The organism is Streptococcus porci DSM 23759 (assembly GCF_000423765.1).
Lineage (GTDB): Bacteria > Bacillota > Bacilli > Lactobacillales > Streptococcaceae > Streptococcus > Streptococcus porci.
In genome coordinates this window covers 75,901-100,519 of record NZ_AUIP01000001.1, presented here as the reverse complement: position 1 = coordinate 100,519, position 24,619 = coordinate 75,901, and the positions used below count along the sequence as shown (strand labels likewise).

30 protein-coding genes and 1 other annotated feature are annotated in these 24,619 nt (G+C 41.9%); of the genes, 12 read left to right on the top strand and 18 right to left on the bottom strand.

The window, feature by feature from the left end:
- Positions 1 to 37: 37 nt before the first annotated feature.
- The 7 genes from G576_RS0100595 to G576_RS0100565 all read right to left on the bottom strand — a co-directional run bounded on the left by G576_RS0100595 (position 38) and on the right by G576_RS0100565 (position 6,150).
- Positions 38 to 892 carry a GNAT family N-acetyltransferase gene (locus G576_RS0100595; RefSeq protein ID WP_037618118.1) on the bottom strand — a complete coding sequence of 285 codons (855 nt, stop codon included), beginning with the start codon at positions 890 to 892 and terminating at the stop codon, positions 38 to 40.
- A gap of 101 nt (positions 893 to 993) precedes the next feature.
- Complete coding sequence (rpmA, locus tag G576_RS0100590; protein WP_027972895.1) at positions 994 to 1,284, bottom strand: 50S ribosomal protein L27; 291 nt, start codon at positions 1,282 to 1,284, stop codon at positions 994 to 996.
- A 35-nt stretch (positions 1,285 to 1,319) separates the two neighbouring features.
- Positions 1,320 to 1,634 (bottom strand): 50S ribosomal protein L21, encoded by a 315-nt coding sequence (gene rplU, locus G576_RS0100585; protein ID WP_027972894.1) that lies wholly within the window; start codon positions 1,632 to 1,634, stop codon positions 1,320 to 1,322.
- A gap of 34 nt (positions 1,635 to 1,668) precedes the next feature.
- Positions 1,669 to 1,740: a sequence feature (ribosomal protein L21 leader region), on the bottom strand.
- A 317-nt stretch (positions 1,741 to 2,057) separates the two neighbouring features.
- Positions 2,058 to 2,879, bottom strand: a complete 822-nt coding sequence (locus tag G576_RS0100580) for a hypothetical protein (RefSeq protein WP_027972893.1) — start codon at positions 2,877 to 2,879, stop codon at positions 2,058 to 2,060.
- Positions 2,863 to 4,080, bottom strand: a complete 1,218-nt coding sequence (thiI, locus tag G576_RS0100575; RefSeq protein ID WP_211218859.1) for a tRNA uracil 4-sulfurtransferase ThiI — start codon at positions 4,078 to 4,080, stop codon at positions 2,863 to 2,865. The genes G576_RS0100580 and thiI overlap by 17 nt, the downstream gene beginning before the upstream one ends.
- 29 nt (positions 4,081 to 4,109) lie before the next feature.
- A complete protein-coding gene (locus tag G576_RS0100570) occupies positions 4,110 to 4,991 on the bottom strand; it encodes a VOC family protein (RefSeq protein WP_027972891.1) in 882 nt (293 codons plus the stop codon).
- Between the two features lie 16 nt (positions 4,992 to 5,007).
- Positions 5,008 to 6,150, bottom strand: a complete 1,143-nt coding sequence (locus tag G576_RS0100565; RefSeq protein ID WP_027972890.1) for a cysteine desulfurase family protein — start codon at positions 6,148 to 6,150, stop codon at positions 5,008 to 5,010.
- Positions 6,151 to 6,407: 257 nt separating this feature from the next.
- Here G576_RS0100565 and G576_RS0100560 point away from each other — a divergent pair, with 257 nt between their 5' ends.
- From G576_RS0100560 to G576_RS0100545, 4 genes are read left to right on the top strand one after another with little or no spacing between them, the layout of a single operon-like run.
- The gene (locus G576_RS0100560; RefSeq protein ID WP_027972889.1) at positions 6,408 to 7,175 is read left to right on the top strand and encodes an amino acid ABC transporter ATP-binding protein; all 768 of its coding nucleotides are present in this window, start codon (positions 6,408 to 6,410) and stop codon (positions 7,173 to 7,175) included.
- Between the two features lie 7 nt (positions 7,176 to 7,182).
- Positions 7,183 to 7,971 carry a transporter substrate-binding domain-containing protein gene (locus G576_RS0100555; protein ID WP_027972888.1) on the top strand — a complete coding sequence of 263 codons (789 nt, stop codon included), beginning with the start codon at positions 7,183 to 7,185 and terminating at the stop codon, positions 7,969 to 7,971.
- A gap of 15 nt (positions 7,972 to 7,986) precedes the next feature.
- Positions 7,987 to 8,691, top strand: a complete 705-nt coding sequence (locus G576_RS0100550) for an amino acid ABC transporter permease (RefSeq protein WP_027972887.1) — start codon at positions 7,987 to 7,989, stop codon at positions 8,689 to 8,691.
- A 12-nt stretch (positions 8,692 to 8,703) separates the two neighbouring features.
- Positions 8,704 to 9,354, top strand: a complete 651-nt coding sequence (locus tag G576_RS0100545; protein WP_027972886.1) for an amino acid ABC transporter permease — start codon at positions 8,704 to 8,706, stop codon at positions 9,352 to 9,354.
- Between the two features lie 348 nt (positions 9,355 to 9,702).
- On the opposite strand, the gene G576_RS0100540 is transcribed toward G576_RS0100545, so the two are convergent.
- The 4 genes from G576_RS0100540 to G576_RS0100530 form a co-directional block, all read right to left on the bottom strand.
- On the bottom strand, positions 9,703 to 10,116 hold the full coding sequence (locus G576_RS0100540) for an RHS repeat-associated core domain-containing protein (protein WP_027972885.1): 414 nt from the start codon (positions 10,114 to 10,116) through the stop codon (positions 9,703 to 9,705).
- A 36-nt stretch (positions 10,117 to 10,152) separates the two neighbouring features.
- On the bottom strand, positions 10,153 to 10,323 hold the full coding sequence (locus G576_RS13460) for a hypothetical protein (protein WP_156875094.1): 171 nt from the start codon (positions 10,321 to 10,323) through the stop codon (positions 10,153 to 10,155).
- Positions 10,324 to 10,592: 269 nt separating this feature from the next.
- Positions 10,593 to 11,201: an HD domain-containing protein gene (locus G576_RS12005; RefSeq protein ID WP_211218865.1), complete on the bottom strand. Its 609-nt coding sequence runs from the start codon at positions 11,199 to 11,201 to the stop codon at positions 10,593 to 10,595.
- A complete protein-coding gene (locus G576_RS0100530) occupies positions 11,198 to 11,956 on the bottom strand; it encodes an SDR family oxidoreductase (protein ID WP_027972884.1) in 759 nt (252 codons plus the stop codon). The genes G576_RS12005 and G576_RS0100530 overlap by 4 nt, the downstream gene beginning before the upstream one ends.
- Before the next feature lie 126 nt (positions 11,957 to 12,082).
- Between G576_RS0100530 and G576_RS0100525 the strand changes: the two genes are divergently transcribed.
- Both G576_RS0100525 and G576_RS0100520 read left to right on the top strand, forming a co-directional pair.
- Positions 12,083 to 12,829 carry an ABC transporter ATP-binding protein gene (locus G576_RS0100525; protein ID WP_027972883.1) on the top strand — a complete coding sequence of 249 codons (747 nt, stop codon included), beginning with the start codon at positions 12,083 to 12,085 and terminating at the stop codon, positions 12,827 to 12,829.
- Complete coding sequence (locus G576_RS0100520) at positions 12,829 to 14,424, top strand: hypothetical protein (RefSeq protein ID WP_027972882.1); 1,596 nt, start codon at positions 12,829 to 12,831, stop codon at positions 14,422 to 14,424. Before G576_RS0100525 ends, G576_RS0100520 begins: the two co-directional genes overlap by 1 nt.
- A gap of 88 nt (positions 14,425 to 14,512) precedes the next feature.
- Here the strand turns inward: G576_RS0100520 and pta are convergent, their stop codons facing one another.
- Genes pta through yjbM form a run of 4 tightly spaced genes read right to left on the bottom strand, consistent with a single transcriptional unit; the run spans position 14,513 to position 17,880 of the window.
- Positions 14,513 to 15,496 carry a phosphate acetyltransferase gene (gene pta / locus G576_RS0100515; protein WP_027972881.1) on the bottom strand — a complete coding sequence of 328 codons (984 nt, stop codon included), beginning with the start codon at positions 15,494 to 15,496 and terminating at the stop codon, positions 14,513 to 14,515.
- A gap of 6 nt (positions 15,497 to 15,502) precedes the next feature.
- Positions 15,503 to 16,408, bottom strand: a complete 906-nt coding sequence (locus G576_RS0100510; RefSeq protein ID WP_027972880.1) for an RluA family pseudouridine synthase — start codon at positions 16,406 to 16,408, stop codon at positions 15,503 to 15,505.
- Entirely contained in the window at positions 16,398 to 17,234 is an 837-nt protein-coding gene (locus tag G576_RS0100505) for an NAD kinase (RefSeq protein ID WP_027972879.1), read from the bottom strand. Before G576_RS0100505 ends, G576_RS0100510 begins: the two co-directional genes overlap by 11 nt.
- Entirely contained in the window at positions 17,209 to 17,880 is a 672-nt protein-coding gene (gene yjbM / locus G576_RS0100500) for a GTP diphosphokinase (protein ID WP_027972878.1), read from the bottom strand. Before yjbM ends, G576_RS0100505 begins: the two co-directional genes overlap by 26 nt.
- A gap of 107 nt (positions 17,881 to 17,987) precedes the next feature.
- Here yjbM and G576_RS0100495 point away from each other — a divergent pair, with 107 nt between their 5' ends.
- The 6 genes from G576_RS0100495 (at position 17,988) to G576_RS0100465 (ending at position 22,973) form a co-directional block, all read left to right on the top strand.
- Positions 17,988 to 18,563: a CYTH domain-containing protein gene (locus G576_RS0100495; protein WP_027972877.1), complete on the top strand. Its 576-nt coding sequence runs from the start codon at positions 17,988 to 17,990 to the stop codon at positions 18,561 to 18,563.
- A 127-nt stretch (positions 18,564 to 18,690) separates the two neighbouring features.
- Positions 18,691 to 19,650 (top strand): ribose-phosphate diphosphokinase, encoded by a 960-nt coding sequence (locus G576_RS0100490; RefSeq protein WP_027972876.1) that lies wholly within the window; start codon positions 18,691 to 18,693, stop codon positions 19,648 to 19,650.
- On the top strand, positions 19,647 to 20,768 hold the full coding sequence (locus G576_RS0100485) for a cysteine desulfurase family protein (protein WP_027972875.1): 1,122 nt from the start codon (positions 19,647 to 19,649) through the stop codon (positions 20,766 to 20,768). Before G576_RS0100490 ends, G576_RS0100485 begins: the two co-directional genes overlap by 4 nt.
- A gap of 8 nt (positions 20,769 to 20,776) precedes the next feature.
- Positions 20,777 to 21,124, top strand: coding sequence for a DUF1831 domain-containing protein (locus tag G576_RS0100480; protein ID WP_027972874.1), 348 nt, complete (start codon positions 20,777 to 20,779; stop codon positions 21,122 to 21,124).
- Between the two features lie 341 nt (positions 21,125 to 21,465).
- On the top strand, positions 21,466 to 22,104 hold the full coding sequence (locus G576_RS0100470) for a redox-sensing transcriptional repressor Rex (RefSeq protein ID WP_027972873.1): 639 nt from the start codon (positions 21,466 to 21,468) through the stop codon (positions 22,102 to 22,104).
- 167 nt (positions 22,105 to 22,271) lie between these two features.
- Positions 22,272 to 22,973, top strand: a complete 702-nt coding sequence (locus G576_RS0100465; protein WP_027972872.1) for a gamma-glutamyl-gamma-aminobutyrate hydrolase family protein — start codon at positions 22,272 to 22,274, stop codon at positions 22,971 to 22,973.
- On the opposite strand, the gene radC is transcribed toward G576_RS0100465, so the two are convergent.
- From radC to G576_RS0100450, 3 genes are all read right to left on the bottom strand, one after another.
- Positions 22,970 to 23,650: a RadC family protein gene (radC, locus tag G576_RS0100460; RefSeq protein WP_027972871.1), complete on the bottom strand. Its 681-nt coding sequence runs from the start codon at positions 23,648 to 23,650 to the stop codon at positions 22,970 to 22,972. The two genes, G576_RS0100465 and radC, sit on opposite strands and share 4 nt — an antisense overlap.
- A gap of 58 nt (positions 23,651 to 23,708) precedes the next feature.
- A complete protein-coding gene (locus G576_RS0100455) occupies positions 23,709 to 24,167 on the bottom strand; it encodes a Fur family transcriptional regulator (RefSeq protein ID WP_281168608.1) in 459 nt (152 codons plus the stop codon).
- A gap of 177 nt (positions 24,168 to 24,344) precedes the next feature.
- Entirely contained in the window at positions 24,345 to 24,617 is a 273-nt protein-coding gene (locus tag G576_RS0100450; RefSeq protein WP_027972869.1) for a PspC domain-containing protein, read from the bottom strand.
- Positions 24,618 to 24,619: the final 2 nt, after the last annotated feature.

Below are 24,619 nucleotides of genomic sequence, written 5' to 3'. Positions count from 1 at the left end.
TTATACCAAAAAAGCCCATAAAATGCAGGGCTTCTATTTATTTTAGGTAGGTAATTTCTGAACCTGTCACAAAACCCAATTTTTCGTAGAGATGTTTGGCTACTGTATTATCTGCTTCTACGGCGATTTGAAAAGGCCGTGCATCTTTTCCAATACGTTCATTAATGATGAACTTGGTCATATAACTGCCGACGCCCATGCCCTGCTCCGCCTTTTTCACAGCAAGACCATAGAGATACTGGTCTCCCGACGATAAATCCACCGTGCAAGAAGCAATAACTTCACCACCACGCAAAACAATATAGAGCAGACTCTTCTCATCTTCGATAGCTTCGCGAGCATACGTCTGAGCGACTTCCAAAGGATTATCAAACTCCTCTGACTGAAATTGAGCAATAGCCTCCAAATAACTCAAGTCCGCTTGACAGATTACCAAATCATCACGTTCATCTAACTTGAATAATTCACGACCACGGCACATCCAAAATTCACTCTCACCCGTCTCAGATACTTGCCAAGCTTTCAAAAGGTCAAGATTAGCCTCTAGAAAGTGTCTCTCAATATTAAAACTTGGCTTAGCAAGACCATAGGAGACCGTTTCTTTCCGATACCTATCAAAAAGCTGACGCGCAAGACCCTGACGACGATAGGCTGGCGCTACCCAAATAAAAAGTTCCACCTCATCAACGTCATCAGCATAAACAGTCAAAAATCCGCACAGCTGGTTTTCTTCATAAGCCAAAAAGAATGATGGCATGTCCTGATTAAAATTCAGCATATTTGACAAATAAGGCTCGCGGGTAAAGTGATCATAAGCCCGAATTTCCGCTATCAAATCACGAATCTCACCTTCTTGACTGACAGACAGCTTGTTTGTAACAATAATTGACATTAGTTCTCCTAACAAGTTTTTTCACGATAGGCTTAGTATAACAGAAATACAAAAAAAATAGAACTTTCAAACGAAAATCCTATTTTTCTAGTTAAACTAAATTATTTCGCAATTGGGTAAACAGATACTTGTTTCTTATCGCGACCTTTACGCTCAAAGCGAACAACTCCTTCAACTTTTGCGAAGAGTGTGTCGTCACCACCACGGCCTACATTTACACCTGGGTAGATGTGAGTTCCGCGTTGACGGTAAAGAATTGACCCACCAGTTACAGTTTGTCCGTCAGCTGCTTTAGCACCAAGACGTTTCGCTTGTGAATCACGGCCATTTGATGTAGAACCTCCACCTTTTTTGTGGGCGAAAAGTTGCAAGTTTTCAAGATTTTTCAACATAAGATTTTGTCCTTTCCTAGAAATGAGCTGTCAGCTTACGCGTTGATAGCGTTGATAACAACTTTTGTGTAAGGTTGACGGTGACCTTGTTTACGGTGGCTACCTTTTTTAGGTTTGTATTTGAAAGTAACAACTTTCTTTTGCTTACCTTGTTTTTCGATAGTACCAACAACTGTTGCACCTTCAACGACTGGAGTACCCACTTTAGTAGTTTCTCCGCCTACAAGAACAACTTCGTTAAAAGTTACTTCTGCGCCAGCTTCAGCGTCGATTTTTTCAACATAGATAGCTTGACCTACTTCAACTTTAACTTGTTTACCACCAGTTTTGATGATTGCGTATGTGCTCATGATGCACCTCCTATAAATTTTTAATATGAGGTCTCCCTCTGTGAAGACTCGCCTTGTACCGTGGGGCAAACCACTTAAAACGGGACTCGCGCGGTTGCACAGGATGTGCATTTAGTCAACAGTACGATTTTATCACATTCCCATTTGTTTATCAAGGATTTTTGTTTTTTCTTAAAAATTTTTCGCTAAGTAAGGCTGACAAAAATGCTTCTTGAAAGACTAACTTCAACATTTTTCTAAAAACTCACCCGTTCCATTGTCGAATCCGTCACCATGACTTAACAAGTCTCTTTGCCTTCATGATAGACATGCTCTGGCATTGGTCATATCTGAGTGCCGTCTTATCACGAGGCACGCGCTCCTAAGGAGAGCAAAATCGTCTGATAAAGAGATTTGACTTGCTTGCGAGTTGGGGATAAGGGACTAATAGTAATGGGACTCAATAGCATGTACCACTCCTCCTTCTACTTGGTAAGTGGCTATCCTTTTAAGGGGAGACTCATCGCCATAGGAATAGTAAAAAGTATAATCTCCATCTGGCAACTGGAGAGGACTAAGCTCAAAAACCTCCAAAGACCACTCTCCCTCAATCACGATGTCATAGGTCAAAAAGCCGATTTTAGCATAGGTCTCAAAGTCTAAAGTAGCCAGACCACGCAAAGGCTCCAACTCCTTGCCCGTCAAATCCTTAGTCAGCTGGTCGATAAAAATCTGATTTCTCTCATCGTAGTAACTGATGACCCTCACATTAAAATCGTTCAACTTGAGTTGTCGAGTCTCCAAAAAATCTCTCAGCTGGCTCTTGACTAATTTGGCTCTGAGCTGGTAATTAAAACCTGCTTGGACCAGTGGCTCAATCAAAGAATCACTATAATTTGTCGCCAATTCTTCTGGGCTATCATAATTTTTTCCTTGATTATCAGGGTCAGTCTCATCCCAGCCACTACCCGGTGTGTTGTTAAATTCAACACGAATGACCTCACCGTCAACCTTCTCCTCATAACGATAAGGATGACGAGTAGACAAACCTTCGGCGATGCTGGGCGGTACAGTCACATTCCCCTTAAAACCTGCCTCCTGATAAAAGCTGGGGACTTCCCTCTCAACATGTACATCTTCAAAGGTCGCCATCAAAATTAGCCATAAAACACCACCAACGACAAGGATAATTGGCGAAAAGAACACCAAACAGCCACAGCCGACTATCATCTTTTCCCATTTGTTCAGATTAGAGAAGGTCTTCAATCAGTTTACCTACCTCATCATTCTCAACCTGTGGGGTGATTTCGGTGATAATGATACCTGCCACGGCTCTTTCTACCAAACCTTCAACATCCATACGACCTTCATACTGCTCCGCATTTTTAATTTTAGGATTGGTTTTTGGACGGTCAGGGGCAAAGATGGTACAGCAATCTTCAAAGGGTTGAATGGAAATGTTAAAGGTGTCAATCTTCTCAGCAATATCAATGATTTCTAGTTTGTCCATAGTTACTACTGGACGGATAATTGGGGTGTTGGTTACCGCATTGATAGCCTGCATGGATTCTAGCGTTTGGCTAGCAACCTGACCAAGACTTTCACCATTGATGATGACAAGACCACCACGATTCTCACGAATACGGTCAGTAATGCGCATCATAAAGCGACGAGTCAAGGTCATAAGATAGGCCTCTGGTGCTTTAGCTTTGATTTCCTCTTGAATCTCTGTGAATGGCACTTCGATAAATTGAATATTGCCACCAAATTTTGTCAGCTTACGTGTCAAATCATGAGCTTTTTTAAGGGCGCCTGGACTTGTGTAGGGAGGACTTGCAAAGTGTACCGCTTCAATATCCACCCCACGTTTCAGAGCCAGATAGCCTGCAACTGGCGAATCGATACCACCAGATAGCATGAGCATCCCCTTTCCTGAAGTACCTACTGGTAGCCCTCCTGCTCCTTTGATTTCTTCATAGGAAATATAGGCAGCCTCGTCACGAATCTCCACCTTGAGAGTCACATCAGGTTTCTTCATTTGGGCTTGGATAGATGGCAGAGCACGGAAAACGGCATCTCCAAGCCTCTGGTTGAGTTCACGACTGTCTAGTTCGAACTTGTGATCAGCACGCTTAGAAGCAACCTTAAAGGTCATACCTTCGGTGTAGAGTCCTGCCATAATATCCTGCACCGCTTTTTCCAAAACCGAAACATCCTTAGGCAGACGATATACAGGATTGAAAGCCTGTATTCCAAAAATCTGTTTGAGACTCTCAGCTATTGGTTCATAGTCTTGACCATTGAGAAAAACATGGCAACGATCACGGTCAGCAGTCACTTGGACAGCTGGATAGATGGACAAAACATCCTGAATGTTGTGCTTAAGCTTGTTGATGAAGCGCATACGATTTTTTCCTTTAGTGGAAAGCTCGCCATAGCGAACCATAATTTCTGAATAGGTTAACATAATTTCTCCTTCATTTTAAATAATACCAACTAATCTCTCAAATAGGTCGCTAGTGGCTCTATTTCAAGCTTTTTCATGGGATGATAAATTGCTTGCATAGCTTTAAATTCCTCACGAGTAGCCCTAAAAGTTGCTTTCTCCAAAGATTTAGGAACAATTTGCCAGGAGATGCCAAAGTCATCCTGACACCAACCGCAAACTTCAGCTTCGGCTACCCTTGATAACAGTTGCCAATAGGAATCAATTTCTGCCTGATTTTCACATAGTAGTACAAGTGAAAAAGCGGTGTTAAAAATTGCGTCCCCGCCTGCTCCGTGATCCATAAAAGCAATCTTCTGATTAAGATAGGAAACTTCCCCATAGACTAGCTTAGTTCCCTCTGCCGTAATAACAGTATTTTCTGGATAATATTGGCGAGCCACTTCCAAAGCACCCAGCTCATCAATAAAGAAATTCATAGCTGACTCAGCTAGTCCATTTTGCTCCCTTCCAAAAAGAAGACACAGCTTAAAGCAATATAAAGTCTTTTGTTCTTCATTCAAAAAGAGTTGCCAATTAAGTCCATAAGCGTCCTGAAACCAGACATAATAAGGACAAAAATCATAAGACTGTAAAGGCATGAGAATTTTTCCACCTTGAGAAAGGGTTTCATAGATGCGATTAAGTTCTTCCCGTGACGATATCATCACCATAATGGACATAGACTCATTAAGCTGAGAATAGCCTCCCCCATTCATTGCAGAAAATTGAAGTTCTCCAAGTCTAAAGAGGAGATAATCTACATCTCCAGATGGTGTATCTGGTAAAACGGTTTGTGCTTTTAGCTCCGAATCTGGAAAAAGATTGGTATAGGTTTGAACTGCCTGAATAGCTTCCTTATTATACCAGAGAGAGTAGTGTAATTGTGGCATTATTTTTTATTAGTGATTATCTGACCTTTTGAGTTTTATGATAGACAAGTTTAAAAATCGTTAAAAATTGCTCTACTTGGCTCATATCATTATCGTCATCAAGGCTAATACGAACTGCGGTTTGAGCTACTTTAGTTGGCACACCCATAGAAATCAGCGTTCCAGCAGGTTTTCCAGCCTTTGAGGAGCAAGCAGAGGTCGTGGAGATGTAAATCTCATGCTCTTCAAAAGCATGGACAAGAACTTCACCGCGAATGCCTTTGATGCCAAAAGTTAAAATATTTGGTGCAAAATTTTCTTGACCTGAAAAAACGGTGATATCCTGATAACTCAGTAATTCTTGTCGGATAATGTCACGCATTTTGCTGATTTTCTGGTTAGCTCCTTCTGCCTTGTCCAAAGTCAGACGCAGAGCTTTTGCCATTGCAGCGATGCCAGCTAGATTTTCCGTAGTTGAGCGTAAATCCCTTTCCTGACCTCCCCCTGTCAAAAGCGGAGCTAACTTCTTGCCAGCCTTTTTATAGAGAAAACCAACACCGCGAACTGCATGAAATTTGTGCCCAGAAAAAGAAGCTAGATCAACACGATCTGTCAAAAAATCAGATACAGGAATTTTCCCGATGGCCTGTACAGCGTCCACATGAAAGGTCACCGTCGGCCTTTCAGCCAAAAGTTCTGAAATGTCTTTGACCGGTTGAATAGAACCAATTTCATTATTGACGGCCATGACCGATAGCAAGATTGTATCATCTCGTATAAGATCTGCTAATTTGTCTACCTCTACAAAACCATGTTCGTCAACAGGGGCATAAGAAACCTCAAATCCTTGGCTGGTCAGCCATTTCGCCGACTCTTTAACCGCAGGATGCTCAATGTCCGATACGATGATGTGCTTACCATAGTGTGCCTTTTCAAAAGCCACACCTTTGATAGCCCAGTTATCACTTTCGGTACCACCTGATGTGAAGTATATCTCCTCTGCCTCCTTACCTAAAAGCTCCGCAATCTGTTTACGTGAAGCCTCAAGAACACGAGTAGCCTTGCTCCCTAAATTATGGAGGCTAGAAGGATTTCCAAAAATCTTAGTCGCCACTTCCTGATAGGTAGAAAGAACCTCTGGATAGGGCTGGGTTGTTGCTGAGTTGTCAAAATAAATCATCTGCTAATTCTCCGTAAAATCAATCTCAATTATTATAACACATGTCTCCTAAACTGTTATCTTTTGAAGCAAAAAATAGCAGATAATCAGTCTTTCTGCCACCTTACTAAGAGCAAGCAAACGGAAGAGCCATAAACTTGAAATTGGTTTGAATTTTCAGAAAAATTCTACAAAAAAATACTTGACACCGTTTTCTGATTGTGGTATTTTATTTTCATGTTATATTTTGTGACATAATTTTCTACTGGAGGTGTCCTATGGCATTGATTGAATTTAAAGACGTTAATAAATATTATGATGAGTACCATGCACTACGTGATATAAACCTCACCTTTGAAAAAGGTCAGGTTGTTGTACTACTCGGTCCTTCTGGCTCCGGTAAATCAACTCTTATACGTACCATCAACGCTCTTGAAACTATTGATTCAGGAAGTCTCCTTGTGAATGGACATGAAGTATCTAAGATTGCAGCCAAAGAATTACAAAGTCTTCGTAAAGAAGTTGGTATGGTTTTCCAACATTTTAATCTTTATCCACACAAGACAGTGTTAGAAAACGTTACACTTGCGCCAAAGAAAGTTTTGGGGCTTTCTGACAAGGAAGCGACTGATTTGGCTGAGAAATACTTGACCTATGTGAATATGTGGGATCGTAAGGAATATTATCCAGAGACCCTTTCTGGAGGACAAAAACAACGCGTGGCTATCGCTCGCGGACTGGCTATGCAACCTGAACTCCTTCTCTTTGATGAACCAACTTCAGCCCTTGACCCGGAAACCATCGGTGACGTTTTGACCGTTATGCAGAATTTGGCCGCTGAAGGTATGAGCATGGTTGTCGTTACCCATGAAATGGGCTTTGCTCGTGAAGTGGCTGACCGAATTATTTTCATGGATCAGGGGGCTGTCTTGGTTGACACTACTGATGTTCAAGGTTTCTTTGAAAACCCCACTGAACCTCGTGCACAGCAATTCCTCAGCAAAATTATTAACCATACCAGTGAGAAAGTCAGCAAGAAAGGCTAGGTGGATTATGAAGAAATGGAAATTACTTGCTCTGCCTTTGCTTCTGGCCGCAAGTCTAAACGCATTACATGTATCTGCAGATGATAAAGTTGACGCTATCAAAAAAGACGGTGTTCTTCGCGTCGGTGTCAAACAGGATGTTCCAAACTTCGGCTACCTCAATGCTGAGACCAATGAATTTGAAGGAATGGAAATTGATATCGCTAAGAAACTAGCGGACTCTCTGGGCGTCAAAGTCGAATACACACCCGTAACGACTCAAACCCGTGAGCCACTTATGGACAACGGACAAGTCGATATCATTCTGGCCACTTATACCATTACCGAGCAACGTCAGGCTAACTTTAGCATTTCAGATCCCTACTACTATGACCAAATCGGTTTTTTAGTCCGTAAGAAAAGTAACATTAAAAATATGGACGATTTGGACGGATTGACTATTGGTGTCGCCCAAGGGGCAACTACCAAGGCCAATTTAAAAGCCTATGCCGAAGAAAACGGACTGACTTTTAAATTCGTTCAACTTGGTTCTTATCCAGAATTGACCATGTCACTTCAAGCGAAACGTATTGATGCATTTTCCGTTGATAAATCTCTCCTATCAGGTTACATTCACAAAGGAAATCGCATGCTAGATGATGGTTTTAATACTCAAGCCTATGGTATTGCTACTAAAAAGACCAATACTGACCTGACCGACTATATCAATGAACAACTACAGACTTGGCGCCAAGATGGCAGTCTTCAAAAAATCTATGACAAGTTTGATTTGACGCCAGCTGAACCAACAGAATAAGAAAGGAGTTCGCCTATGTTTTTAACCACTGTACCCCTTAGCCCCTGGGCACTAGAACGTTGGGCTGGTTTTACAGACTACTTCGATGATTTTGTTCTAGGCTTTCTCTATACCTTAGGAACAGCTGCTGGAGCCTTGCTTCTAGCTTTGGCATTAGGAACAGGATTTGCCATGCTCAACCGTCATCGCTCAGCTTTTCTTCGTTTTATAGCTAGAGTCTATGTCGAAGTTTTCCAAAATACACCTCTTCTCGTTCACTTCGTTTTCCTCTACTATGGACTTGCCATTGTCACAGACGGCGCAATTCGTATCAACACTTTCTTTACTGCGATTATCTGCGTTGGACTTTATCACGGTGCTTATATCGCTGAGGTTATCCGCTCTGGTATTGAGTCTGTTCCTAAAGGTCAGACTGAAGCTGCTTTGTCGCAAGGCTTTTCTCAAGGTGATACCATGTGGCTAATTGTCCTTCCTCAGGCAATCCGGTCTATCTTACCACCGTTGACCAATCAAGTGGTTAACCTGATAAAAAATACAGCAACAGTTGCTATCATCTCAGGTGCTGACATCATGTTCACCTCCAAAAACTGGGCTTATGACACTGGAAATTATGTACCTGCCTTTGCTTCTGCTGCTATCCTTTATTTCATCATGTGCTTCCCACTGGCTAGCTGGGGTCATCATATGGAGACAAAAAATAAGAACGCCTATAACCTCTAAAAGGAGACATCTATGTCTGATATTTTTACAACGATAAACCTACAATTTTTGTTGAGCGGTCTAGGACTTACTCTTTATATCTCCTTTGCTGCCATCCTGCTATCAACTATCTTTGGAAGCATTCTAGCCCTTATGCGTAATAATCGGAAAAAATGGTTGAGCATCCCAGCTAGTATTTACATTGAATTTGTTCGAAATGTTCCCAACCTCTTGTGGATTTTTATCATTTTCTTAGTTTTCCAAGTCAAGTCTACACCAGCAGGTATCATTGCTTTCACCGTGTTTACCTCTGCTGCCTTGGCAGAAATTATCCGAGGCGGGTTAAATGCCATCTCGGCTGGGCAAACTGAAGCTGGCTTGTCACAAGGTCTTAATCATTTTCAGATTTTTATCCATATTATCTTCCCTCAAGCCTTCCGCAAGATGCTACCGGCAATCATCTCACAATTTGTAACAGTAATTAAAGACTCTTCCTTCCTTTATACCGTTATTGCCCTCCAAGAATTTTTCGGAAAAAGCCAAATCCTTATGGGGAAATATTTTGAAACAGGACAAGTCTTCACCCTTTACACCATCGTTGCAGGAACCTACTTCCTCATCAACTTTGCCATTTCAAGCTACTCTCGCCATTTAGCAAAAAGCTGGGCAGCAAGTCTAGAATAAAACCCAGAGAGTCAAGAACTAAAAGATTTTGATTTTTGAGATCCCTCATCCTATCAATAACAGTAAAAGCACTTGAAGAAATAAATACTTCAAGTGCTTTTTGAATGCTCATCAAGGGATAAATTAGTTTATCATTTGAAGCCTTAGCACCACTCTTGGTAGAAACACTGTCCGAACGATTGGTAACAAGATTCAACCCATAGTCGGTCGTCACATTTCTCAGGGTAACAGGATTTCCTGTCGCAAGGGATATGGCGGTATCAATCCCTGTTTCGACTCCAGCCTCAGCGCCGACTCGTGCGACTTGGCGAACAGTTTGGTTGCTGATGTTTTGTGTAAAGTTGGTTGCTACGCTTGCGCCGGCTCCATAATTCGTTGCCTTGCTTGCCTGACCTTATTGCCTGCCCAACTAGCAGCTTGGCTTACTTTGGTTCTGACCCAGTTTTTAGCTTGATTATAAGCAGTCTTAGCCGCATTCCATGTCCTTGTCGCAACGCGTTTGATGGTATTCCAAGCCTTCTTGACACCATTCCAGGCTTTCTTAGCGCCGCTTATAATCTTCTTCCAGAAGTGCCCACTTGGGTCGGTGTAGTTGACTGGGTTGTTGTGGACATAGCTATAAAGGTTCTGACTGAGTGGGTCTGAGCCTTGTCCTTGATAGGAGTCCTCAGTCAGGAAGGTGCCTGCACTGCTATCATAATACCGTGGTCTCAATGATTGAGCCGTAGAGGTCATAGCTAGCGCTTGCGACGGCTTGCCCATCTTGGCTCAAGCCTGTTACTGAGCCTGACTGGTTGGTCAGGTACTGATAGGCCTTGCCTGCCTCGGGTTGAGATAGGAAGCTCTGCCATTGCCATAGGTATAGGTCTCTTTGGTTTTGAGTTCTTGGTTGTAAGTCTGGAGAACCTGGGTATGTTCCTGGTTGATATCGTTGACATAGTTGTGCTCTTCGTAGTAGGTGTACTTCACCTTATTTGCGAGCGCCCGTTTCGTTGTCCGATCATAAAGGTCATTAACATTATACCATAATTAGACAAGCGTTTTCATCTCTCTTTTGGGAAATATTAGATGCTTTTTCACTTTGTTCTTAGAAAAAGCTGTGACAAAACGCTTAACATCAAATACAAAAACGGGCAAAACTAATTTTCTGAAAAGTACAATGATTACTTACAGAATGTCGATTTGCTCGCTTGTTAGATTTAAGTTATTTATTGATGAAAAGGTTCAAAACTGTTTTGTCAAAGCCTTTTCATCGTTTCTTTTATGGCAAATATAAACCCTCTAGCTACACTTTGATCGACCATCTCAATCACCCATAGCCAAAGTTCAGGACTTTCTTTTTCGATAAATGATTTTTTAGCCAAGACTTGTTCTCTCGTCAGTCCATCAGCATTGTCACCCTCTTTTGCAATCAAGAGATGATTTAAGACCGGAGCAATCACATCTATACATCTCGCATAGCGTGCTTCAGTCGAATTCCCTCGTTCAAATTCTTTCCAGAGATCAAGGTAACGGTCTCTTTGATTTCTAGGTAGGAAAGCAAAGGTCTTGCTGACTGAGATTAATTCTCGTTCGTAGGAATTAGCTTTACCTACCTCATCAAAAGCCGATGTGTCACCAGTCCCAATCTCTCCCACATCATGCAACAGCAGCATGGTCATCACTTTTTCCAAATCTACTTTTTCTGGGAAATGCTGACGCAAAGTCACTGCCATAAGAGCCAACTGCCAAGAGTGTTCAGCGGAGTTTTCAAAACGACCATCCAAGGTCTGATTTTGTCTGGTAACGGTTTTTAACTTTTCCAATTCATTGAAAAATTGCCATTGCGCCTGTAAATCTGTCATTATAACTCCTCTCTGTCCACTGGCTGTGGGCCAAAGCTTTGAGAGGTTGGCATAATCTCAATGCGGTTGATATTGACATGCACTGGTTGCTCTGCTACCCATAAAACCGTATTGGCAATGTCCTCAGGCTGAATGCTGTTAGCTCCCTCATAAAGTTTCTCTGCTCTGCCATTGTCCCCCTTAAATCGAATATTTGAAAACTCCGTTCCCCCACAGAGTCCTGGTTCAATATTAGTCACGCGCACTTTGGTTCCTGCCAAATCTGCCCGCAATTCAAGGCTAAACTGTTTGACATAAGCCTTAGTCGCACCGTAAACATTGCCACCTGGATAAGGATAGGTGCCTGCAGTTGAGCCCATATTGATGATGTGACCAGACCTTCTTTCCACCATTTGGGGTAAAAGCTGGCGCGTCAAATAAGTCAGCCCCAGAATATTCGTCATAATCATAGTTTGCCAATCAGCAAAGTCCGCCTCGTAAGCCTTATCCAGACCTAGCGCAAGACCAGCATTATTGACCAAAATATCAATTTGTCGCCAGTCCTCTGGCAAAGAGCTAAGCCCTTGGTCAATCGAACTGGTATCAGACATATCCATAACCAGAGGATAAAATAACTCCCCAAGCCTAGCTTGCATGTTCTCTAACCTGGCTTGTCGTCTGGCTACACCAATCACCCGATAACCTTTTTCAATAAAAAGCTGAGCCATTGCCAAACCAAAACCAGCAGAAGACCCAGTAATCATAACAGTTTGTACCATAAAAAACCTCCATGTAAATGCTTTCTTCATGATAGCACATTTTTGAAATATTTTCATAAAAAGGCTTTACTTTTGTATCGCTAGAGTAGTATAATAAACTAAACAAACAAAAGGAGATGATTTTTAATGATTACTTTTGACCATGTTTCCAAACAATACGGTGATAAATTTGCTCTCAGTGATCTCAATCTGACCATTGAAAACGGAGAGATTTTTGGACTGATTGGCCACAACGGCGCCGGTAAAACAACAACAATCTCCATGTTAACTTCTATTATTGATGCGACTTACGGTGATATTTATGTCGATAACCTCAAACTCACCGAACATCGTGAGGAGATTAAAAAGCAGATTGCCTATGTGCCCGATTCTCCTGATATCTTCCTTAATTTGACAGCAGATGAGTACTGGCATTTTCTGGCTAAGATTTACGGCGTTTCTGACTCTGATACTGAAAAACGAATTGAAGATTTAGCCAAACTTTTTGATATCTACGAGCGCCGTTTTGAAACCATTAGCAGTTATTCACACGGTATGCGCCAAAAAGCTATCCTGATTGGAGCGTTGATTCCAAATCCTAATATCTGGATTCTGGACGAGCCGCTGACTGGACTTGACCCTCAGGCCTCTTTTGATTTGAAAGAGATGATGAAACAGCACGCTCAAAGTGGCAATACCGTTCTCTTTTCCACCCATGTCCTCTCTGTTGCGGAGCAATTGTGCCATCGTATAGGTATTCTTCGTCAAGGAAAACTTATCTTTGTTGGCACACTTGAAGAACTCAAGGCAGATCATCCAGGTAAGGACTTGGAAAGTATTTATCTGGAGTTGGCAGGTCGAGATGCCTATAGCGAAAAGGTAGGTGATGACTAATGAACTGGTCAACCATTTGGGAACTTTTTAAAGTCAATATCCTCTACTCCAATCCTCAGGTTTTGGTCAAGGTCCGCAATAAACAAGCTAAAAATCCAAACAAAAAGATTCAAGCCTATAAAAGCATTCTCAGTTCTCAAATTTTTAGCCTGCTCTTTTTCGGAGTCGTTTATAGCGCGATTTTAATGGCCTATGACTACAGTCAATTTCCTGGCATGTTTACATCTTATGTAGTCATTTTCATGATTTTGACTCTGGTATCTGCCTTCTCACCTATGTTTACGGTTTTTTACGACAGTCAAGATACCAAGCTCTACCTTCCCCTGCCAATAAAGGCTGGTGAAATACTTGTAGCAAAAATATTAGCAACGCTAGGGATGTCTATTCCCTATATTGTACCCGCTTTAGGGTTGATGATTTTTCTTTATCTGCGTGTTATGAATCCTATTTTTGCTATTTTACTGGCTGTGCTAAATTTCTTGCTCATTACTTGTGTGACCTTGAGTCTATCCGTCATCGTGGTCAATCGTGTCGGTTCAGTCCTAGTTAAAAGTCCATATAAGAAACTGATTTCAACTGGTTTGATTGGTCTTTCACAACTGATTGCTATTGTGGGGTTGATTTTTATCAATATCAGTAATTCTAACAATATTGAACTATCATCTAGTGGCAATGGCTTGCCAGATTTTCCGATTTTGCCATTTGTCAGCGGTTTTTACCACGTCGCGTTCAACCCCTTCTCATCTGAAAGCCTTCTCAATTACTGGACCTGGTACCTGCTGCTAGCCGTCTTACTGGCTTTGGTCATCAAGGTCGTGATTCCAACTTATTACAGTCAGCTTTTACAAATTGATAACAGCTCTGTTCAAACCAAAAAACGTCAGACTAAAAAAGCTTCCATGCGCAAGCTTTGGATTCGACACCACCTTTCCACTCTAAAAGTACCTGCTCTTTGGACAAGTGCCTTGGTTACTTCAAACCTCTTTATTTTTATGATGATTGGTCCATTGATGTCTGGTCAGTTAAAGGGACATCTCATTGATCCTATGTATTTTGGGATTGCTCTATTTATGGGTTCCTTCATTGGTCTCTTATCTACTGTTTTTACATCAGTTGGTGTGTCTTTAGAGCGAGAAAATTACCTGTTCATCAAAACTCTCCCTATCAATTTCACAACATTTTTAAAAGAAAAATTTGTGGTGCTCTTTGCACTTCAAGCAGGTATCCCAGCTATCATCTATTGCCTCATCGGAATAGCTCTTGGTTTCCACTGGGGACTTCTTGTAAGTTTAGTTCTAGGTATTTTACTCACCTCCTTTGTTTTAGGACAGTTTGACTACCGTAGAGACATGAAAAATCTCATGCTCAACTGGCAAAATATAAACCAACTGTTAACCAGAGGAAATCGTCAGGTCTGGACAATGGTTATTGGTATTGGTGTTATGTTAGTCTTCACAGCTATTGCTGTCGGATCAGTCTTTCTCTCATTTGCTATCGGAGCACTCAATACCAGTCTTATCTTATTATTTCTGATTCTTTTGATTGCGGTAGGTTTGCAGCTCTATCTTTATCATAGTTTCTGGAAAAAACTCTAGTGATTAGCTCCCGAATGGATTTTCGGGAGTTTTTCCTTTTTGAAAATAGCAGAGCAAAAAAACTCGCCCATCAGAGCGAGTTTTAAGATTAGTTTTCCAAAGCTTGTGCAGCGGTAATGATGCCTAGTTTATAGATATCATCGGCTGACGAACCACGAGAAAGATCGTTAACTGGTTTGTTCAGTCCTTGAAGGATTGGGCCAATAGCTTCAAACATCCCCAGGCGTTGTGCAATCTTGTAGCCGATGTTTCCTGACTGAAGATCTGGGAAGATAAAGACATTTGCTTGACCAGCCACTGGGCTTTCTGGAGCTTTTATCTTAGCGGTATCGGCATCAAAAGCTGCATCGAACTGTAACTCACCATCAAGCGCCAAGTCTGGACGAAGTTCTTTGGCAATTTTAGCTGCTTCTGCCACTTTTTCAACTTGTGGTCCCTTACCCGAACCGTAAGTTGAGAAGCTTAGCATAGCTACTTTAGGGTCAATATCGAAAATTGCTGCTGTTTCAGCCGTATTAACAGCAATCTCAGCCAACTCTTGAGCGTTAGGATCAATATTAATAGCACAGTCAGCCATGATATAGCGTTCTTTCGTACTTTCACGATTCATAAGGAAAACACCTGATGTGCGTGAAATACCTGGTTTTGTTTTAATGATTTGAAGCGCTGGACGGACTGTATCAGCTGTTGAATGGATTGCACCTGAAACCATACCATCAGCAAGTCCCATTTGAACCAACATCACACCAAAGTAGTTGACATCACGTAATATGTTATCCGCTTGTTCTGGAGTTGCTTTACCTTTACGAAGCTCCAAAAAGAGTTCTTTCATCTTGTCAAAATCTGCATAAGTAGCAGGATCAACAATCGTCACATGAGGATTTGCAAAACCAAGTTGTGTTAAAAGACCAGTCACATCTTCTGGTTTACCAAGAATAATTGGCTCAACCAATCCTTCAAATTTTAAACGAGCTGCCGCACGCACCACACGTTCGTCATTTCCTTCTGGGAAAACGATTTTCACTTGTTTTCCTGCAATTTTACTACGCAACTCACCAAATAAACTACGCATAACATCTCAACTTTCTTTTATTTTTTGTTGTAACTTTAGGATAACGCTTTCCATGTCTGGTGTCAAGGGACAGGTCTGTATCTTTTGTGTTTTTGTGAAAGGGTCGGTGAAGGACAGATAATGGCAGTGCAGGGCTTGTCTCTCAATCCCATAAGCCATAGAACCTCCGTAAAGGTCATCACCTAAAAGTGGCTGACCGATGTGAGAAAAGTGTACCCTAATTTGGTGTGTCCGTCCCGTATGAAGCTGGATATCAACTAACTTAACCTTACCATATCGAGCCACTACCTTATAGGAGGTATGGGCATACTTGCCTGATGGATGAACACAGCGTGTAATGATGGAGTCCTTCGGACGAGCGATAGGGACAATAATTTCTCCCTCATCTGGCAAGTTTTCATCACCAGCGACCAAGGCATAATAGCGCTTTTCAATAGTCTTTTTCTGCAATTGCTTGTCCAGTCTTGCATGCGCATAGCCATGTTTGGCAAAAAGCATGAGACCACTGGTATCTTTATCAAGTCGGGTTACAATATGCACCTGCTTATTAGGGTACTGTTGTGACAGGTAGTAGCCTTTGATGCGATTGGCCATCGTATGAGAATGTAGACTGCTTGGAATGCTAGCAATGCTATGTGGTTTATTCACGATGAGAAAATGGTCATCTTCAAACATAATCTCGAGAGGCTCATCAATCGGCTCAAGGCTTCCTATCAAATCCTCCTCATCGGGAATCTCAATAGTCACCACATCGCCGACTTCCAAAACAAAAATCGCATTTTCTTCCTTGCCATTAACCCAAATATTTCCACCGCGGAACTTTATTTTAGCCAGCAGCGCCTTTGATACATCGTGTTCTTTGAGGAGACTTTTGACCTGACAAGGTCGGTGGGCAACAAAGTCAAATTTCATGGTCTTCTCCAATGAAGGCGTCCTTAACCCGTTGCCAGAAGCTGGTGTGGCGAGGTGTTGCGACAAAACTGATTTTAGCCTGATCAATCTCATAGCTCACTCGCTGGACATTGCGGTGGTGAAACGTCTTGTTATCAACGGTTAATACATAAGCTCCCATACGCTTTGGCACAATCTCAATCAAATCTTTCTTAGGCACGATAATCGGCCCTCCTAGCGTGCGGTAGACGCGGTTATTAAGACTGGCGATTTCGGTCAGCTGTAGTGCTTCGATGGTCGGATGAAGAATGGCGCCACCGAGAGATTTATTGTAAGCAGTTGAGCCAGTCGGCGTTGACACAGATAGACCATCTCCACGAAATCTCTCTAAGGGAACGTGGTTGACAATCACATCTGCTACCATGGTTTTTTCCAGACGTTTGATGGTGGCTTCATTAAGGGCACGTGAGGTCACCACTCGCCCATCAGACAAGGTCAGAGAAACCTTTAAAATAGGGTAGGAAACCTTTTCTCCCTTATCTTCACGAAGATTTTTCAACAGCTCTTCCACCTCGAAATCTCGGTAATCAGTGTAAAAGCCTAAATGTCCAGTATGTACTCCCACAAAGCGAACCTGCGTCAGCTCTTTTTCATAAGCATGAAAGGCAGATAAAAGCATGCCGTCCCCACCAATGGAAATGACAATATCGGGGTTTTTCTTAGTCAGATAAAAACCTGGATCATCACGCAAACTTTTAAAAATCTTATCAGCAACCCGCCTACTCTGTGGCTTGCCATTGGCAATGATAGCCACTTTGACGCTATCGGTATAATTCATCTGTGTCATCACTATTCCCCACTCCGTCACTCAATTTTCGGTTATCGTGATCAAACAAAAGCTGTGCTTCACGAATATCCTCACGGATTTTTCTCATTTCTTCGTCCAATTCATAGGCAATTTTAGCTGTGATTTCCAAACGACGTTTAATCTCATCTGGAAAGGCTCCACGGTACTTGTAATTAAGCGAATGCTCAATAGTCGCCCAAAAGTTCATTGCTAGGGTGCGGATTTGAATTTCTGCCAAAACGGTCTTTGGTCCATCAATGGTATTCACGGGATAAGAAATTACCACATGGTAAGAACGGTAGCCACTGGTCTTCATGTTGTTGATGTAGTCCCGTTCTCGCACCACGGTCAGGTCAGTCCTATGGCGAAGCAATTCTAAAACCTCGTCAATATCATCTACAAACTGCACCATGATACGAAGCCCAGCAATGTCTTCCACTTCCTCTGCCATATTTTCAAAAGCGATGCCACGACGAGCTAATTTTTCCTGAATACTGTCAATAGACTTGACCCGTCCAGTGACAAATTCTATAGGAGAGTGGCGATTTTGCTTGCGAAATTGCTTACGAATACCCCGCAACTTGATTTTCAACTCACCAACCGTCTGAATATAGGGATCAAGAAAACTTTCCCAATCAAAACTCATACTGTCTTCCTCATTTCTTGTCAAAAAGCTAACTTTTAGCTAAAATGAACATACTACCTTATTATACCACAAAAATAGAAGCTTTTTAGAGAAAGAGACCGGTAAACATGACAAGCCTAGAAATTGAATACAAGACCCTACTCAATCAGGATGAATTTAAGCGCCTAGAGGCACGGCTGGCTCATGTCAAGCCCGTCTCCCAAACTAATTATTATTTTGATACAAGCAATTTTGACCTCAAAGCTCATCGCATGTCACTACGCATTCGCACTTTTTTGGACAAAGCAGAGCTGACGCTCAAAGTTCCTCAAGCAGTTGGAAATATCGAATACAATCAAACTCTACCCTTATCAGCAGCTAAAAGCTACATCAAGGAACACCGTCTGCCTGACGGCGACATCAGCAATCTTCTTCTAGAACAAAAGATTCCTCTAGAAAACCTTCGTGTGCTAGGACATCTAACCACTGTCCGCCGTGAAACACAGCTTCCAATTGGCCTTCTAGCCTTAGACTACAACCAATATGCTGGACTCAAGGACTACGAATTAGAACTTGAAGTTTCAGAAGCTGACCAAGGAAAAAGAGATTTTGATGACTTCTTGGAGCAACACAAGATTTCCTTCAAGTATGCTAAAAGTAAGGTGGCTCGCTTTGCGGCAACTCTGAAAAACTCACAGTTATAAGAACTACTAGGAGGGCTTGCTAGCTCTTCTATTTTTATCTAGCTCCACTAATGCTTTTTGTCAATTTTTTTGGTAAAATAGAAAGCGTAAAATTTTTTCATGTGTATTTTAAGAAGGAGCCTTAAAAATGTCCGACAAAGAAATGAAACTTTTCTCCCTCTCGTCTAACCAAGAAATTGCTGAGCAGATCGCCAAGACAGTCGGTGTTCCATTAAGCAAACTCTCTTCACGTCAGTTCGCTGATGGTGAGATTATGGTTAATTTGGAAGAAAGCGTGCGCGGTGTCGATGTTTACCTGATTCAATCAACCAGCTACCCTGTCAACGATAACCTCTGGGAATTATTGATTGCCGTTGATGCTTGTAAGCGTGCTAGTGCAGACACCGTTACTGTCGTTATGCCTTATTTTGGCTACTCACGTCAAGACCGCATTGCCAAAACACGTGAACCAATCACAGCTAAATTGGTATCCAACATGCTCGTCAAATCTGGTGTTGACCGCGTGGTAACCCTAGACCTGCATGCCGTTCAGGTTCAAGGATTTTTCGACATCCCAGTTGATAATCTCTTTACTGTTCCACTTTTTGCTAAACACTATATTGACAAAGGTTTGACAGGTTCTGAAGTTGTAGTCGTCAGCCCTAAAAACTCAGGCATTAAACGCGCCCGTAGCCTTGCCGAATATTTAGATGCGCCAATTGCCATCATTGACTATGCACAAGATGACGCCCAACGCGAGGAAGGATACATCATTGGTGATGTCAAGGGCAAAAAAGCTATCCTGATTGACGATATCTTAAATACGGGCAAAACCTTTGCTGAGGCTGCCAAAATTGTAGAACGTGGCGGTGCTACTGATATTTATGCTGTTGCTAGCCATGGACTATTTGCTGGCGGTGCTGCTGATATCCTTGATTTGGCGCCAATTCATGAAATTCTTGTGACCAATTCAGTTGTAACCAAAGAACGCCTGCCAGAGAAAATTCTTTACCTCTCTGCTAGTGAGTTGCTAGGTGAGGCCCTCGAACGTATCCATGAGCATCAGCCAGTCAGCCCACTCTTCACTTACAAACCTGAAAGCAAATGATTTATTTTGATAATGCAGCGACAACACCGCTGACACCCTCAGTCATTACTGCTATGACTGAAATCATGAAAAATTCCTTTGGAAATCCTTCCAGTCTCCATACTTTTGGTCGCCAGGCCAATCAATACTTACGTGCTTTCCGCTCTGCCATTGCCCGACATCTCGAGACGAGCGAGCGAAACATTATTTTTACCTCAGGGGGAACCGAGAGCAACAATACTGCCATTATCGGCTACGCCCTTGCTAATCAGGACAAAGGAAAGCATCTGATTACCACTTCTATTGAGCATCACTCAGTGCTCCATGCCATGGCTTATTTGGAAGAACGTTTTGGTTTTGAGGTGACTTATTTGTTGCCTAAAAATGGGAGCATCTCCGCTCAGCAGGTAAAAGCTGCGCTGCGTCCTGATACAATCCTAGTCTCAGTCATGCACGCCAATAACGAAACCGGTAGCCTCAATGATATCCCTGAAATCGGTAACGTCCTAGCTGACCATCAGGCAGTCTTTCATGTCGATGCAGTTCAAACAGTCGGGAAAATAGCGGTGCTACCAGAGAACTGGGGGATTGATTTCCTATCTGCTTCTGCCCATAAATTTCACGGACCAAAAGGTGTTGGTTTCCTCTATGCCAAAACCAAGCGCTTTGACAACCTCCTACATGGGGGCGATCAGGAGGACAAGCGTCGTGCCTCGACAGAAAACATGATTTCTCTAGCGGGAATGGCAGCAGCTCTTTCTGAAGCTTCAGAAAATCTTGAGACTAATTATCAGCATATCCAGAAACTCCGTCAGGCTTTTTTAAGGGAATTAAACGGACTAGATTATTATATCAATGCTGGTCAGGAAACCATGCCACATGTCTTGAATATTGGGTTTCCTGGAGCAAATAACGGACTTCTTCTGACACAACTTGACTTAGCTGGATTTGCAGTATCAACTGGATCAGCGTGTACGGCTGGCGCTGTTACCCCAAGCCATGTCCTGACAAGCTACTACGGAGAAAAATCACCAAAACTTGACGAATCTATCCGCATTAGCTTCGGTGATCAAAATAGCATTCAAGAAGCTCAGCTATTGGCACAGACACTAAAAAAATTACTTTCGAAAGGAAACTGAGAGACCTTATGGCTTTTGAAACAGAAATTCATCCAACTGACTGCCGCTTTTCTTATGCGATTAGTCCAAAAATCAAAAAATACACTCTTCGCGATACCACTTTTATCCAAAATAAGGTAGGCAACTATGAATTGAATCGCCTCTTAGAAATTGTTCCAAATTCTGGCGACGGTTTTCCACTTAAAATCACAATCAACAAAGATTTGACCGCTTTTAAACTAACAATCACTGATAAATCTGGACTTCGTCTAGTGAATATCTTCAAAAAAGAAGAACACAAGATTCTCCAAGACAAGTTTTATTTCTTGATGGACAGTTTAGTTGAACGTGACATTTTTACCAAAACTGAGGTCTGAGAGAGAAGGACAAAAATCGGTATTTTGGCATTTTTGTCAATTTCGATTTTGTCGTTTCACCTCTGCACAGTTGCTTGAAAGTCGCTTTCCATTTATTGTGTAGCAAGGGATGAGGACTTCCGAGCAACTACTGCGCCAAAGCGTCTATCTGCAATAATATCAAAAGAGGTTAGGACTGAAAATGTCTCAGCCTCTTTTGACATTTTCAGTCCTAGCGTTTTTCTATTGTCTTTTTCAGTCTTTCTATGTTGATTTTTTCACAAAGACTTATTATAATAATAAGTAGAGTAAACATGAAAAAGGCTGATTTTCTTGCCTAACCTTTTAGAAAGAGACTATTTATGTTAGAAAAAAACATTCCAAATGCTACTGCTAAACGTCTAGCCTTATATTACCGTATTTTTAAGCGCCTCTACGCAGACAATGTCGCAAAAGCTAGTTCTCAACAAATCGCTGATGCGATGGGTATCGATCCAGCAACTGTTCGCCGTGACTTTTCTTACTTTGGTGAACTCGGTCGTCGTGGCTTTGGTTACGATACCAAAAAATTGATGAATTTTTTTGCAGAATTGCTTGGCGATCATTCGACTACAAATGTCATGCTGATTGGTGTAGGAAATATTGGGCGTGCACTACTCCACTATCGTTTTCACGACCGCAATAAGATGCAGATTACCCTTGCCTTTGATACCGATGATAATGAATTGGTTGGCACAAAAACGAGCGACGGCATTCCCATCTACGGTATTTCAAGCATTAAGGAGCACCTAGCTGAGACTCCTGTCGAAACGGCCATTTTGACAGTCCCTTCTTCTAAGGCTCAAGAAGTTACTGACGTCTTAGTTGATGCTGGTGTACGAGGAATTCTGAGTTTTTCTCCAGTCAACCTCCAAGTTCCGGAAAACGTTGTCGTGCAATATGTGGATTTGACCAGTGAATTGCAAACCCTGCTATATTTTATGAACGCTCAAGAAAAATAAATCCATCCAGAAAAGCAGAGGAGAAAACTTGACTCCTCTGCTCTTTTTTTGTATCATCAAATTACTCAATTCTGTAAAGAAAATGTGATTTTCAAACTTATATCCTTTTTTTACAGAAAACAAATAAGCTTATTCTCAATATCTCTTAAGTTAGAAAGTGATTTCTTATGTCAAAACAACCTATTATCGGCATTGCGGCCAACCAACGCATGGTCGAAATGGATACGCTCCCTTGGGCTTATGTCCCATCAGGTTTTCCAAATGCTATTATTGAAGCTGGCGGCCTTCCCCTAGTTCTGCCCATCAACAAGCCTGAAAGAGCTAAAGCTTATATCGATATGATTGATAAACTTATTCTAACAGGCGGACAAAATGTTAATCCAGCTTACTATAATGAAGAAAAAGATCCAGCTGCTGAAAACGACTATTTCAAAGAACGGGATGAATTTGAGATAGCTTTGGTTAAAGAAGCTATGGCTCAGAAAAAACCGATTTTTGCTGTTTGCCGTGGCATGCAACTTATGAATGTGATACTAGGTGGTAGCCTTTATCAAAATATCTCAAACCACTGGCAAAAAGAGGACGCTCATGTTATCACGCAAAGCATGACTGTGGCTGCTGATGGCGCCTTTGCTAAGATTTTTAAAAATAGCCATGGTATCAACTCTTACCACCGTCAAGCAATCAAGGATTTAGCCCCTGGTCTAAAAGTCATTGCCACTTCCTCTGAAGATGGTATTATCGAGGCGGTGGAATCTACCAATCCCGATCTCCGTTATATCGGTGTACAATGGCATCCTGAGCTCCTGATTTATAGTGATAAGGGGTACAGCCACAAGCTTTTTAAATTTATCGTTAATGATTTCTAGAGACTGTCTGTCTCTTCGCGAAAGCTAAAATACTCTTTTCTACCAACAATGAGGTGATCTAGGAAAACCACACCTAAATCATCGCAGCAACGCTTGATTTTGTCGGTAAATTGAAAATCATTTTCACTTGGCTCTGTCACGCCAGAAGGATGATTGTGAACCACAATGAGGGATGTTGCCATGTGCTTGCAAGCATAGTGCAGAATTTCTCTAGGTTCTGCTACTGACCGTCTCACTGTCCCAATGAAAATGGTTTTCTGGGCGATGAGGCGGTTTTGCGTATCCAGATAGAGAGCCACTAGATGTTCCTGTTTTTTATCTCCCAGTTCAAGCATCATTCGTCTCGCTAAGCGTTCACTAGACATGATGCGCTCCTTCTTCTCCATTTCAGCGCTCTGAATGCGATTTGCTAACTCAAGCATTGCCTTAAGCTCGATAGATTTGACTCGACCAATTCCAGAAATAGCCTGTAACTCTTCCAAGGAAAGCTGGCGCAAATCAGCTAGACTGTCCAAGTTATTGAGAATCGAATTTGCAAGACTAAGTACGTGTTCTTTCCTAGTACCTGTACGGAGACAAATGGCTAAAAGCTCCTGATTGCTGAGATGCTCCGCTCCTTCTGCTACCAAACGTTCACGAGGCAAGATGGCCTGCTCTTTAAATTGAATACTGTACATATAACCTCCTACTTAAGTATTCGTAAACGTAGCAAAAAAGACTTCGACTGAAGTCTTTTTATGATTTTTGAGAGCAAGCGGGACAAATACCGTAAATCATAAATTGATTTTTAGTGACTTTATAACCTGTTTTTTGCTCGGCTTCTTTTACTAAGAGAGAGGTGTCTGCGCCCTTATAGTCCGTAATGGCACCACAAACCTCACAAACCACATGAAGGTGGTCGTGCCCCATAAAATCAAAATAGGTGGTATTATCATTGTTTACTTTGACCTCAGAGACAAAGCCCTCCTCAATTAGTGTCCGCAAGTTGTTGTAGACCGTTGCTAAGCTCATGTGGGCATACTGCGCCTGCAAGTCATGAAAAATCTGTTCGGCACTTGGATGGTGATGAGCTTCAATCATATAGGCAATGATGGCCTTTCGCGTCTCAGTGATGCGAATCTGTTTGCTTTTCAAGTGAGCTAAGACTTGCTCATAGGTCTCTTGGTGACTCGGTTGCACAGAAATTTGAAACAAACCTTCAACTCCTTTCAGATAATTCCGTATCCTATTATACACTAAAAACTCAGCCATGCCCTTGAACTTGCTCAAAGACAGACTAGAAAAATAAGGTCGGGAAGCACATCCCAACCTTCAAAGGAGAGCTATCTTATCTCTCTGTCCTGTTAGCAGAAAGATAGCTTTTACCAATACCTAGAAGAACCAATCATCATCATCTTTGATAGGTTCTGCATCTTTTCTTCTGCGAGGTCCTGTTCCATAGTTTTCCTTTTCAAGGTCCTCTTTATAAGGTAAAAAGATTGCTAAAACAACATAGAGGAAAAGCCCGAAACCAAAGGAGAAATACATGAAAATCGCTGTCAAAATTCGGGCTAGGGACACATCCCAGTGAAACTTATCCGATAAGCCAGCCAACACGCCACTGACCATTCGTCCTTCACGCTTCTTGTAAAAAACAGTTTCCATAG

Coding starts and splice junctions, on each gene's coding strand:
- G576_RS0100595 (WP_037618118.1), bottom strand. CDS start 892: ATGTCAATTATTGTTACAAACAAGCTGTCTGTCAGTCAAGAAGGTGAG.
- rpmA (WP_027972895.1), bottom strand. CDS start 1,284: ATGTTGAAAAATCTTGAAAACTTGCAACTTTTCGCCCACAAAAAAGGT.
- rplU (WP_027972894.1), bottom strand. CDS start 1,634: ATGAGCACATACGCAATCATCAAAACTGGTGGTAAACAAGTTAAAGTT.
- thiI (WP_211218859.1), bottom strand. CDS start 4,080: ATGTTAACCTATTCAGAAATTATGGTTCGCTATGGCGAGCTTTCCACT.
- G576_RS0100570 (WP_027972891.1), bottom strand. CDS start 4,991: ATGCCACAATTACACTACTCTCTCTGGTATAATAAGGAAGCTATTCAG.
- G576_RS0100565 (WP_027972890.1), bottom strand. CDS start 6,150: ATGATTTATTTTGACAACTCAGCAACAACCCAGCCCTATCCAGAGGTT.
- G576_RS0100560 (WP_027972889.1), top strand. CDS start 6,408: ATGGCATTGATTGAATTTAAAGACGTTAATAAATATTATGATGAGTAC.
- G576_RS0100555 (WP_027972888.1), top strand. CDS start 7,183: ATGAAGAAATGGAAATTACTTGCTCTGCCTTTGCTTCTGGCCGCAAGT.
- G576_RS0100550 (WP_027972887.1), top strand. CDS start 7,987: ATGTTTTTAACCACTGTACCCCTTAGCCCCTGGGCACTAGAACGTTGG.
- G576_RS0100545 (WP_027972886.1), top strand. CDS start 8,704: ATGTCTGATATTTTTACAACGATAAACCTACAATTTTTGTTGAGCGGT.
- G576_RS0100540 (WP_027972885.1), bottom strand. CDS start 10,116: ATGGGCAAGCCGTCGCAAGCGCTAGCTATGACCTCTACGGCTCAATCA.
- G576_RS0100530 (WP_027972884.1), bottom strand. CDS start 11,956: ATGGTACAAACTGTTATGATTACTGGGTCTTCTGCTGGTTTTGGTTTG.
- G576_RS0100525 (WP_027972883.1), top strand. CDS start 12,083: ATGATTACTTTTGACCATGTTTCCAAACAATACGGTGATAAATTTGCT.
- G576_RS0100520 (WP_027972882.1), top strand. CDS start 12,829: ATGAACTGGTCAACCATTTGGGAACTTTTTAAAGTCAATATCCTCTAC.
- pta (WP_027972881.1), bottom strand. CDS start 15,496: ATGCGTAGTTTATTTGGTGAGTTGCGTAGTAAAATTGCAGGAAAACAA.
- G576_RS0100510 (WP_027972880.1), bottom strand. CDS start 16,408: ATGAAATTTGACTTTGTTGCCCACCGACCTTGTCAGGTCAAAAGTCTC.
- G576_RS0100505 (WP_027972879.1), bottom strand. CDS start 17,234: ATGACACAGATGAATTATACCGATAGCGTCAAAGTGGCTATCATTGCC.
- yjbM (WP_027972878.1), bottom strand. CDS start 17,880: ATGAGTTTTGATTGGGAAAGTTTTCTTGATCCCTATATTCAGACGGTT.
- G576_RS0100495 (WP_027972877.1), top strand. CDS start 17,988: ATGACAAGCCTAGAAATTGAATACAAGACCCTACTCAATCAGGATGAA.
- G576_RS0100490 (WP_027972876.1), top strand. CDS start 18,691: ATGTCCGACAAAGAAATGAAACTTTTCTCCCTCTCGTCTAACCAAGAA.
- G576_RS0100485 (WP_027972875.1), top strand. CDS start 19,647: ATGATTTATTTTGATAATGCAGCGACAACACCGCTGACACCCTCAGTC.
- G576_RS0100480 (WP_027972874.1), top strand. CDS start 20,777: ATGGCTTTTGAAACAGAAATTCATCCAACTGACTGCCGCTTTTCTTAT.
- G576_RS0100470 (WP_027972873.1), top strand. CDS start 21,466: ATGTTAGAAAAAAACATTCCAAATGCTACTGCTAAACGTCTAGCCTTA.
- G576_RS0100465 (WP_027972872.1), top strand. CDS start 22,272: ATGTCAAAACAACCTATTATCGGCATTGCGGCCAACCAACGCATGGTC.
- radC (WP_027972871.1), bottom strand. CDS start 23,650: ATGTACAGTATTCAATTTAAAGAGCAGGCCATCTTGCCTCGTGAACGT.
- G576_RS0100450 (WP_027972869.1), bottom strand. CDS start 24,617: ATGGAAACTGTTTTTTACAAGAAGCGTGAAGGACGAATGGTCAGTGGC.